A 10,356-nucleotide genomic window follows, 5' to 3' on the forward strand; every position below is an offset into this window, starting at 1 on the left:
CTCAGGTCAACGACCGTGGTCGGCTCGTCCGCCGGCCCCCAGCGGGCCCGTGGCGCGCAACGGCCGCCCGGTGTCCAGGTGGGGCAGTTCGTGTCGGGACACTCGCAGCACGATGGGCGGCAGGGCTGAACGCACCGCCTGGAGGAGACGCAGCCACGACGGCACGTAGACGGCGCCACGGCGGCGTTCCACCGCGCGCACGAGCCGGGCGGCGACCACGTCGGCCGGGTGGACGGCACGGGCGGGCGGGGGCATGTGGGTGCGCGCTCGGTGCATGACCGTGAACTGTTCGGCCTCGCGGATCATGTCGGTGTCCGTCCAGGCGGGATAGGCGATGCCCACGGCGACCCCTTGGTGGGCCACTTCCGCCCGCAGCGCGTGGGCGAAGGCCTCCACGCCTGCCTTGGAGGCGCAGTAGGCGCTCATCATCGGGGCGGCGCCGAGCGACGCCAGCGAGGCGACCTGCAGAAAGTAGCCGGCCGTTGCGACCAGGTCGGGCAGGAAGGTGCGGGCCGTGTGGGCACTGCCCGTCAGGTTCACATCGATGATGCGACGCCAGGAGGCGGCCTCCGACGTCGCGAAGGGCCCCTCCTTCGGCGATGCCCGCGTTCGCCACGACCACAGACGGCCGGCCCAGGCGGCGGTGGATCTCGCCTGCCGCATCGTCCAGCGCGGCGTTGTCGGTGACGTCGACTTCGACCGCCAGCGCCGCGGTGGGCAGGGATGCCGCCAGAGCACGCAGCTCCGGCCCCTCATGGCCGAGGAGAGCCAGGCGCGCCCCGCGCCGCGCCAGTCCGTGCGCCAGCGCCGCGCCTAGCCCGCGCGCGGCCGCTGTCACCACGATGGTCCGGTCCTCAAGGGGGCTGTCCGTCACCCGCTGTTTCTCCGCCACCGATCCCGCCTCATGCCCGCCGCACGGACCGCACCCGCCAGGTGGCGAGCGGTGAGTCCGCGCGAGGCCAGAAGAGTCGCAGCGGCCCCCGGCATCGCCCGGGCCGGTGCCGCGCCCGGAGGGTCGAGCCAGCGGGTGCGGATGTGCACTCCGTCGACCAGCCGCCCGCCGGAGGCCGCGACGGCGGACAGGCAGAACCGGACCCACATGTTCAGCTGAATCTCCTTCGCCAGACGCAGGTGCGCATACAGCATGTGCACCAGGCGGCTGGCGGAGCGGGCCCACAGCTCGATCTCGAACACCAGCAGTTCGTCGTCTTCTCGCGCCCGGAACTGCACCTGCCCGGCCTCCATGTGGCCGCGCAGGGTCACCAGGTGCAGGCGATCCGCATCGCGGCGGACGACCCTGACGGGGCCGTTCCAGGGTCCCGGCATCTCCACCACCAGCTCGTCGGCGACGTCCAGGCCGTGGTCGCGCAGCTCACCGGTATGGATGTCGACCACCTCTGAGGGGACGAAGCTCTTGAAGTCGCGGCACACCCCTTCGATGAGCCGTCCTGCGTCAAGGTCGGCGGCGGCGATGCGCACCCTGAAGAGGCGATGGCACAGGGCCCCCCAGCCGTCCTCCGCCCGTTGCACCCGGTCGTCGATCGCCGCCAGGGGGAGTGGGGGCGGGCGGTCGCTGTCATCACCGGGCGTATCGCAACCACGATGCAGGGGGGTCGTCTCCCACAGATAGCGCCAGGTCACCAGCACCGTGCCCAGAAGCCACCGCGCCAGCACGGCGAGCATCCGAGGACAGGCCGGTCCCGACATTTGCACCCCTTCGAACCCTCATACCCTCTCAACATCGTAAAAAGGCATGAATATGTGCATACGTTGGTATAAGGGTCGCAGCAAAGCGTGATGTCGCAAGCGGACGAACCGGGAGGCCACATGGTGGTCCGGCTCCTGCACCGGGCGGGTGCACGCCGTGCTCACCTGCACCTTGCCTCCGTCGGGGCGATCGGCCTTTGCCTGACGTTGTGGGTACGGGCGAAAACGGTCGACCAGGAACAGCGGGGGAACGCCGAGCGGCGAGCCCTGTTCGTGGGCCTGTGGCCACCGACGCTGTGGCTGATCGGCGAGTCACTCCCAGAATCCGAGTGATCGCCATGGGCGACGCGGTCTTCGGGCGGGTCGACGCCGCACGGGTGTGGAGGCGGCTCGCGACGTCCCCCGTCAACTACTCGGCTGACGAGGTGCGCCGACCGGACTGGAACATCGACAGCTACCGCACCGCGCTGCCGACGGAGCGACCGGGCGCTCCGGAGCCGGGAGGGCCCTGGGAGCACGCCTGCCGCCTGGTCCGCGACTACGAGTTCTCCCCGCCGGAGATCGTCCGGGCACTCTACGACCCGGCCGCACCCCTTCTCGGCAGGAACATGCTCCTCGAGGCCCGGTTCCACGGCATGCATTTCTACTGCGGTGTGCGCGTCACCGAGGTGGTGAACGAGAGACGGAGCGACGCAGAACGCACCTGGGGGTGGGCCTACGAGACCCTGGAGGGCCACCTGGAGCGCGGCAAGGTCACCTACGAGGTGGTCAAGCAGCAGAACACGGGCCAGGTGCAGTTCGTCGTCTCCTGCCGTTCGCAAGGCGCCCCCACCCTGGACCGGATCACTCTTCTCGGGTGGCGCCTCTTCGGTCGCCGCACCCAGCTGCGCTTCTACCGGCGGTGCGGTGAACGCCTGAAGCACTTCGTCGAGGCCGCGCGGAACGGTCAGCACCCGACCCCCGGCCCTCCGGCCGGCGTCGATCACCTGGTGTGCGCACCGTCCGACGCGAAAACGCGCCGCTTGGACGTGCTGGCGATCCATCGCGTCGCCCCCGGCTGAGGCCGAGACACCCTGGCATGCGGCCGGCGCTCACCCACAGTGACGAGCGCGGTGCTGTTCCCGCTTCGTGTGCTCCGACGCCGCCTCGGAGCGCTCGTGGCCGCTCGCACCGTAGTCTCCCGGTCGCGCTGCCGGCGGACACTCGCATGTCGGCACACGCGGTTGCACACTGGTGAAGTTATGGACGCGAGGAAGCAGCGTGTCGTCGGCCTCCGGCAGCCGTGGCAGTCGAGCCACCTGTTGCTGCTGATACCGGTTGCACTTATCGTGATCATCGCGGTCTCGGACATCATGACCCCGGCCGACATCGTCCTCGGCCCCCTGCTCGTGATCGCGCCCGCGCTGACCGCCTGGTTCGCAGGTCCGCGGTTGACCAGCGCCATCGGAGCCCTGACCGTCCTGGTCCAGGGGTTCGTCGGCTGGCGTGACGGCCTGCTGCTGTCTCGGAACGTGCTGGTGGAGATGGTCGCTCTGGCGGTGCTGTCGACGGTGGTGATCTCCTTCTCTGTGGCGCGTGACCGGCACAGGCGTCAGCTGGCGCGGGTAAGAACGGTGGCCGAGGCCGCCCAGCGCGTCCTGCTGTGGCCGCTTCCCACCCGGCTGGGCCCGCTGCAGCTCGACTGTGTCTATCTGGCCGCCGAGGCGGAGGCCGAGACCGGCGGGGATCTCTATGCAGCCGCCCGCACCGACAACGCGGCCCGCGTGTTGATCGGTGACGTGCGCGGCAAGGGCCTGCCGGCCCTCGGTGAGGCCGCCCTCCTGCTCGGCGCCTTCCGGGAGGCGGTCCACCAGCACGCCTCCCTGCCCCAGCTCGCCGCCGCCCTGGAGCGCAGCATCGCCCGCTACCTCACCGACTTCGACCAAGACGACGAGGCGGGGGAGCGCTTCGTCACCGCTCTCCTGCTGGAGATCCCCGACGACGAACCCGTCGTCCGGATCACCAGCTGCGGCCACCCGGCGCCCATGCTGCTCAGCCCGGACAACGGCGTGACCGTGCCCAGCCTCAGCCCCGCACCGCCGCTCGGCGTCGGCTTGACGGACCCCGACGACCGCACCCTGGACGTCCTTCCCTTCGGCCCGGGCGACACCCTGCTCCTGTACACCGACGGTGTCATCGAGGCCCGCAACCGGCACGGCGCGTTCTACCCCTTCGCGGAACGTGCCGCCCAGTGGACCGACCACAATCCCGAAGCCCTGCTGCACCGCATCCAACGTGACCTGTTCACCTTCACCGGCGGCGGCCTCGGCGACGACGTCGCCCTCATCGCCATCCGCCGCACTCTCATTCCCCGTCCTGGCCACGATCTGGGACACGCCGTCCATTCCCGGCGTTCCCGGCGCGCCATGGCAACTCTTACGGGAGCAGACCGGCCCGGCTCGCCCACTGGCGAAGATCGCCGCAGGTCAGGGAGGGTGTTCGGGAGCGATCAGCGAGGGTGATCAACGTGTGGCGCAGTTGGCCGCGGAGGCAGAAGAGCCAGCGGCTTGCCGAACCGCTCTGGTAGGCGAGCAGACGGAAGGCAGCGACGGCCGTCTCCTCGGCATCGTCGGAAAAGCGGTTCGGGGCACCGGCCAGGAACTCGTAGTCCTGTTTGCTGACCACTGTTTGTGCCACCTCACGCAAAGGCGTGGCGTGAAGAGTCCCGGTACTGGCCGGCCTGCCTGCCGCGACTGCGTCGGCGACGGTCGCGTGCATCGCGAGTGTGGCGAAGGTCGCGAGCAGGAACTCGCCCTGGCCGACACCGAGCCCGCGTTCACGGAATTCCTCGTGGCGCCTGGCCCGCCGCCACGCTTCCTGATCCACCAGCGGCAGGACGCACCGTCCGAGACAAACACATTCGCGCCACACGGCGTCGCGGTCGGATACCACGGACTCGTCATACCCTTCGTCGTGTTGCCGGGGACTGCTGCGGCCGGGCCGCGCGGAAGGAAGGCCCGACCCTGGAAGCGGAGCCTTCAGCGCAACAGGGCTTGTTCAGGACATTAGGCAAAAATCTCATGGGCGGTCGCGCGGATCCGTCGCTCTCTCAGGATGTTTCATCCCGGAATGGATGCTTGATCCTGTGATGCCGGGTCGCGTCAGGAGATGGTGGCTTCGCCGGTGAGGCGGCTAGCATGAGCACTGGCCTGCCCCGTTCGTTGCGGGGACGGGTGGTGTGCCGGGAAGTCTGGTCGGCGACGTTGTCGTCGCGCTCGGAAGGCTTGCCGTGTCTCTCTCGTTTTGTGTTCGCCTGCGGGCCCGCGAAGTCGCACGGCGGCGTGGCGAGCTGAACCACCGCACGGCCGACACGGTCCGAAAGAAGCTTTCCGGGGCCATCGCTCGTGGCCCTGACGCAAGTGGCGCTCGCCGGTCCGGTGTGCGGTTCTGCCTCACCAGCGGCTCGCACCTGAGCTTCGACGTGCTCCGCAGGCCTGGCCTGGAGCGCCTCCTCGACGCGCGTCTCCTTTCCGACCAGTAACACCCGACCGACGAGAGTTCAGCCATGCCTGCGCACACTTCCTCTCCCGATCCTCAGGAGCCCATTCAGCAGGTCCTCGCCTGCTTCGATGCCTACGACCGCGTCCGACGTGCGCGTGACAGCCTGCTCTCCGCCGGTCGGATCTCCCCGTGGGAGGAACAGCGGTCCTTCGACGATCTACGACGAGCGATAGAACGTCTGCGCGATTCTCTCTACTGAGAGTCCAGCCCAGGGGTTGGTCGGCCTCCAGCGGCAGACGCCGGGCTGTCGCAGCACGGGCTGCAGCGCACGCACAACACGACGTGGCGACCGGTGTGCGAAGCTACCGGTTGCAACGGAGGGGGTATGGGACGGGCGCGTACGGTGGCGGGCGACGGCGGCACGGCACAATCGGGCCCGCACAGGACGCGTTGACGGTACTGGTCGCAGGCGGAACCGCCTTGGAAGCACTGAGCCTCCGCCAACTTGAAGGCGCAGGTCAAAGGGCTGGTGTGACGGTAGTTCGGGGTGCTCATGCTGGTCAGGGGCGGCAGTCTGTGCAGTAGATCATCCGTCACCCCGCACCCCGGCGTGACGGATGATCGGGGGCTGTAAAGCGGGTGCTGCCAAGGGCTGGAGGTCTTGGTATATCAGCCGCGTTGGTATCTGGCTGCCATCGTGTGGAATACCCTCTTCGGTTCCCAGCGCCTCTCGTCGAGCATCCGGACGACGCCGTAGGAGCCAAGGTCTTGCTCCCCGGGCCTGCTGTAACCGGCGAAGGTGAACCAGAGCGCGGTGTCCACGCCTTCCTCCTCGAAGATATCCAGCAATTCGGTGAGGTAGCGCGCCTGCTCGTCTTCGTGCGGGACCGCGCCGTGCGGCACCTGCCAGGCCATGCCGCCACGTTCTCCCGCGCCGTGGTACGCACAGGTTCCGTACTCGGTCACCGCGACGGGCTTGCCGTGGGCGAGGTGCCCACGCAGCTCGTCACGGAAGCTGTCGGCGTTGTAGGCGGCCCGGTAGGCATCGATGCCTACGAGGTCGAACGCACCCCAGTCGACGAACTCCCAGGGAGCCGAAGCGTAGGTGACCTGCCCGCCGAAGTGTGTACGGACGGTCGCGGCGATCTGGGAGAGGAAGTCGTTGAGGCGTTCTTGCACCGGTCCGAGGGAGGACCACCACTCCATGTCGGCGGCAGCCATGGCCCGCACACGGTCGCCGTAGGTGTCGCCCGGGAGGAAACCGCCGCAGAACGCGCTGATCTCGCAGCCGGCGACGAACACCACATCGGCGCCAGCCTCCCGTACGGCTTCGGCCCGAGCGGCGCAGTCGGCGAAGAACGGGAGCAACTGGTCGCGGGGAAGGTCCACGGGAAAGGGGGCGAACCAGACCTCAAGGCCGGTCGCAGCAGCGTGCCTTGCGGCGATGCTCAACCGTTCAGGCTCTCGTCCCGAGATACGAACGGCGTCACAGTGGAGATCTCCGGAGATCACCGCCATGTCGTGCCGGACCGTCTCAGGGATGAAGCTCTTGCGGGAGAGTTCTTCCCCTGGGAGGAACCCTGTGTCGTAGTTGATGCCCCGTGCGCGCACGTCCGTGTCCCTTCAACGCCGGTTCTTGAGGTGGGCGAAGCCGTGCTCGACCGGTGCACGCCCGGCGAGGACACGGTTGGCTTCCTTCTGGCCCGGGGTGAGCTTGTGGGTGCGGATGGCGGCGAAGCCGGTGACGATCACGGGGTCCCGAATGTCGTTGTCCAGGCCGCGGAAGCCGAGGTCGGCCAGCGCCCCGAGGCCGGCGGCGCGCAGGTGCGCCAGGAAGTGGTCGTGGCGGACCTTCGCCAACTCCTTGGCCAGCCGTTCTTCGAGTTCGTCCAGCTCCGCACGCCGCGCGGTGATCCGTTCCAGCAGTTCGGGATCCATACACCGGATCGTAGAAGGCACCCCGGCCCCAGAGAGCAGGAACCGGCAAGTCGCCCCCTGACGGACGATCTGCTCCTCAGACAGTCGCACACGACCAGCGTGAGCACCCCGAGAACCGGTCACACCAGCCCTTTGACCCGCGGCTTCAAGTTGGCGGAGGCTCACTGCTGTGCACCCCGCCACGGGCCTGTTCGCCAACGGCCCAGGCCATTGACTCAGGGCGCCGCACCAGCTGGACGGAGCCGACGCCCGCGCAGCCGTCGTCGCCTGCTATGCCCCCACTGGTCGGCCTGGTCGAGAGCGACGAGTTCACGCAGATCCTTCACCGCCTCGACGCCTGACAGCCGAATCGGTGAGGAACGGCGGGCCGTGGGTGCGGCGGCGATGCGGCGGGGCAGGGCCCGCGCGCGCCCGTTGCCCGGCGTGGAACCGGCTAACCGGCTACGCCTGGCAGGTCACGTCCTGAGCCGGCAGGCGGCCGGTCGCGAAGTACCTGTTGACGCTCGCCTCGGCACAGGCACTGCCGAAAACGCCGCACACCGCGTGCTGTTCGGCGCCCCGCAGAGTGATCAGACGGGAGCTGGGCCAGCTCCGGCGCTGTGCGACGGCGCCGGAATAGATGCTGCGCGGGTCCCCGGTGGCGTTGACGAGCAGCGCCGGGAAATCGTTCCGGATGACCGTCGGGGCCTCGCGCGGCGGGTCCCAGAAGGCGCAGGGGCCGAGGTTCCGGGTGACGGGGACGAAGAGCGGGTCCCGCGCCCGGGAACGCTGGATGTCGCGCCAGTACACCTCCGGGTCGCGCGGCGCGGCCACATCGCCGCACAGGATGGCGGACTGCACGCTGCCGTAGGCGGAGTCGGAGCCCGTGAGCACGAACCGCAGCACCTCGGCGAACTCCTGACCGGGCACGACATGTTGCCCCCGCGCGGCGCGGCTTATGTCCCGCACGGCCCGTGCCAGGGCGCCGTAGGCATCGTCGTTGTCCTGGGAGAGACCGCTGAGGACGATCGCCGGCACGGTGTGCTCGTCCAGCCGGTACGGGCCCACCTGGAGCGGGGCGCGCGTCGCGGCGGCCTGGACGCGGTTCACCGCTGTCCGCACGGCATCGCGGGTGCAGCCCAGGCCGTACGCCGTGTGCCGGGCGGCGGTCCAGGACGCCCAGTCCTCCAGCGCGTGCCGGTTGGCCGCCTCGGCGCCCCGCAGCAGGCGGGGTGAGTAACGGTGGGGGTCGATCACCCCGTCCAGGACCATGCGGTCGACCCGCCCGGGGAACATCGTGGCGTACACCTCCCCGAGGTAACTGCCGTAGGAGTACCCGAGGTAGGAGATCCTGCGCTCGCCCAGCGCGGCCCGGATCACCTCCAGGTCCCGGGCGGTGTTGCGGGTGGTGACATACGGCAGCACCGGGCCCGCGGACGTCCCGCAGCGCTGCGCGAGGTCACGGGCGAACGCTGTCATGCGGTCGAACCCGGCACGGTCGGCACCCGCGCTGAACGAGCTGCCCGTCGGCCAGTGGCAGTCCAGCGGGGTGCTGCGGCCCACGAAGCGGGGGTCCACCCCCACGACGTCGTACCGTGCGCCGACGTCCTTCATCGCCCTGCGTATCCACGGCGGGTCGCCGAGCGTCTGGCCGCCGGGACCACCGCCGTTGAGGAGCAGCGGGCCGATACGGTGCCGGGCGTCGGTGGCCCGGATCCTGGAGATGGCGAGGGTGATGGTCCGGCCGCCGGGGTCGTCGTAGTTCAGCGGGACGGTGACATCGGCGCACTCGGCGCCGGCCGACTGGAGTTCCTTGCCGAGGTCGTCGTCCGGGCCCTGCACACAGCTCTTCCAGTCGAGGCGCTGATGGTGGAAGCGGGCCAGGGGGTCGCCCTTGGCGGCGGCGGTGGCGGGCGCGGACAGCAGGGGGAGGGCCAGGGCGAGGGCCGCGCAGAGCGCGGTGCGGCGGCTCATGACGATGTCCTTCCGGAGGGGTGGTCCCCGCAGAACGCGGTCTGCACGGCATCGAGGAAGTCCTGTTCGGCGCGGAGCGTGTCGGGCACCTGGTTGAGCGCGAGGGACACAATGCGCCCGGGCCGACGGCGGTGAAGGCGCGATGGCCGCCCGGTACGGTCCCCGCATGCCCCCACCATGCCCCGCCACAGCGCAGCGGGGTGGAGATCAGCCCCAGGCCGTAGCGGGCCCCGGGCCAGAGCCGGTCCGGGTCGGCGGCCACGGTCTCCCGCATCGCCGCGAGTTGGGCCGGGGGCAGCAGGCGGCCGGAGAGCAGGGCGTCGCTGAAGCGTGCGAGGTCGGCCGGTGTGGAGACCAGCCCGCCTCCGACACCGCCGAAGGTCATGTTCCAGGCGGTGCCGTCGATACGGCGGCCGTCCTCGTCGACGAAGTAGCTGCGGGAGCGCTTCCCGCGCAGGCGCAGGTCGTCGCCCGGCCAGTAGGTGTGGTGCAGCCCCAGCGGGCGCAGGACGCGGCGGGTAATCTCCGCTTCGGGGGTGTTGCCGGTGACCTCTTGGATGATCAGACCCACGATCAGGTAGTTCGTGGTGGCGTAGTGCCAGGAGGACTCCGGGGATGCGAGTTCGAGGGCGCGGGCGACGAGTTCGCGCGGCTCGAAGTGGCGTTGCCGCATCCGGTCCGGGTGTTCCCATGCGGGCGCCTCCAGATTGTCGGGCAGCCGTCGCTCGCGTTCATGGGGCGCCCGGTGCGCAGGTCGGCCGTTCCGGCGGCTTTCGTCCAGCGGGCACACGAAGGCTCATCGGCGTGGGCGGGGTCGGTGACCGGGACAGCGGCTCCGGCAAGGCCGTCTCGTGCGACCAACGTCCTTACGGCCTGGCGCAGTTGCCGGTGGTCACCGCAGGAAGCGGCTGTCGACGGAAGGGGCTGCGAGAACGCCGTCGGGGCGGCGGACAGGACCAGGCCGACGACCACGGCCGCGACTCTCGCCCGCCGGACGGCTGAGGACAAGGAGAACATGGCCAGCCACGGTAGGCAGGTCCGCGCGACCACTCACTCCGGGCAGCAGGTGTCCTGCCAGGGGTGTAGGCCCCCGGCGGTCTCCTGGAGGCAGCCCCAACGGCCGCTCGTCAGCGGCATCCCTCACGCCGTCGGCTGTCCCCTCGCAGGGTGGGCCGGCCGGATGGCCGGCGCACCGAGCGGGCACGATCAGCACACCGTAAGGGCGCCCCGTTCGGGTGCGAGCCGTGCGCCCGCGCCGGGGGCGCCCACGCCGCACTC

7 protein-coding genes and 2 pseudogenes are annotated in these 10,356 nt (G+C 70.2%); 2 read left to right on the forward strand and 7 right to left on the reverse strand.

The features are described from left to right. Positions 1-6: 6 nt before the first annotated feature. Together ACF09J_RS24950 and ACF09J_RS24955 are read right to left on the reverse strand one after the other, a co-directional pair. A pseudogene (locus ACF09J_RS24950) lies at positions 7-874 on the reverse strand (SDR family oxidoreductase). Continuing rightward, positions 871-1,683 carry a DUF1990 domain-containing protein gene (locus ACF09J_RS24955; RefSeq protein WP_392307648.1) on the reverse strand — a complete coding sequence of 271 codons (813 nt, stop codon included), beginning with the start codon at positions 1,681-1,683 and terminating at the stop codon, positions 871-873. Before ACF09J_RS24955 ends, ACF09J_RS24950 begins: the two are co-directional and overlap by 4 nt. A gap of 362 nt (positions 1,684-2,045) precedes the next feature. Between ACF09J_RS24955 and ACF09J_RS24960 the strand changes: the two genes are divergently transcribed. Beyond that, positions 2,046-2,768 carry a DUF1990 family protein gene (locus ACF09J_RS24960; RefSeq protein WP_392307649.1) on the forward strand — a complete coding sequence of 241 codons (723 nt, stop codon included), beginning with the start codon at positions 2,046-2,048 and terminating at the stop codon, positions 2,766-2,768. 180 nt (positions 2,769-2,948) lie between these two features. Beyond that, positions 2,949-4,208 (forward strand): PP2C family protein-serine/threonine phosphatase, encoded by a 1,260-nt coding sequence (locus ACF09J_RS24965; protein ID WP_392307650.1) that lies wholly within the window; start codon positions 2,949-2,951, stop codon positions 4,206-4,208. Here ACF09J_RS24965 and ACF09J_RS24970 read toward each other — a convergent pair. The 5 genes and pseudogenes from ACF09J_RS24970 to ACF09J_RS24990 form a co-directional block, all read right to left on the reverse strand. Further along, the gene (locus ACF09J_RS24970; protein WP_392307651.1) at positions 4,123-4,572 is read right to left on the reverse strand and encodes a hypothetical protein; all 450 of its coding nucleotides are present in this window, start codon (positions 4,570-4,572) and stop codon (positions 4,123-4,125) included. The genes ACF09J_RS24965 and ACF09J_RS24970 overlap by 86 nt on opposite strands. A gap of 1,284 nt (positions 4,573-5,856) precedes the next feature. After that, positions 5,857-6,798, reverse strand: coding sequence for a hypothetical protein (locus ACF09J_RS24975; RefSeq protein ID WP_392307652.1), 942 nt, complete (start codon positions 6,796-6,798; stop codon positions 5,857-5,859). Positions 6,799-6,810: 12 nt separating this feature from the next. After that, positions 6,811-7,125 carry a hypothetical protein gene (locus ACF09J_RS24980; RefSeq protein WP_392307653.1) on the reverse strand — a complete coding sequence of 105 codons (315 nt, stop codon included), beginning with the start codon at positions 7,123-7,125 and terminating at the stop codon, positions 6,811-6,813. 441 nt (positions 7,126-7,566) lie between these two features. Beyond that, positions 7,567-9,078, reverse strand: a complete 1,512-nt coding sequence (locus ACF09J_RS24985; protein ID WP_392307654.1) for an alpha/beta fold hydrolase — start codon at positions 9,076-9,078, stop codon at positions 7,567-7,569. 178 nt (positions 9,079-9,256) lie between these two features. Beyond that, positions 9,257-9,751, reverse strand: a pseudogene (locus ACF09J_RS24990) (serine hydrolase domain-containing protein); the annotation flags it as partial. Positions 9,752-10,356: the final 605 nt, after the last annotated feature.

It is taken from the genome of Streptomyces sp. NPDC014889 (assembly GCF_043081205.1).
Taxonomy (GTDB): domain Bacteria; phylum Actinomycetota; class Actinomycetes; order Streptomycetales; family Streptomycetaceae; genus Streptomyces.